Raw genomic sequence first — 369 nt, 5'->3', positions numbered from 1 at the left:
CTGGTCACGGGCCACGCTGGCTTGCAACTGCGCCTGGTTGGTCTGCTCGGCAGCCGCTCCACGTTCCCGGGAAATCAGCGCCTGGGCGCCAATCTGCGCCGCTTGCACACCGTGGTAGGCATTGGCCGCGCCAGCCGGCGGATGGATGGCCTCGACTACCGTGGCGAGAATCTCCACCCCGCTGTCGAGCCGATCCAGATCGCCCTGCACGGCCCTGCCGATGTCATCGGCCAGCCCGGTGCGGTCCTGCCCCAGCAGGCCATCGAGGGTGCGCGAAGCAAAGTCGTGCACCAGCACGCGGCTGGCGGTACTGCGGATCAGCGTCGGCACATCGCTGCTGTTGTAAGTGGCGGCCAGCGCCGCAGCGTC

General features: G+C 68.8%; 1 protein-coding gene. It reads right to left on the bottom strand.

The annotated features are described in order from the left end of the window. Positions 1 to 369, bottom strand: a 369-nt coding sequence (locus tag F6S12_RS33155) for an SPFH domain-containing protein (protein WP_315870039.1), incomplete at both ends; no start/stop codon positions are given.

This window comes from Pseudomonas sp. JV245A, from assembly GCF_032424515.1.
Classification (GTDB): Bacteria; Pseudomonadota; Gammaproteobacteria; order Pseudomonadales; family Pseudomonadaceae; genus Aquipseudomonas; species Aquipseudomonas protegens.
This window is presented reverse-complemented; position numbering and strand designations above follow the sequence as displayed.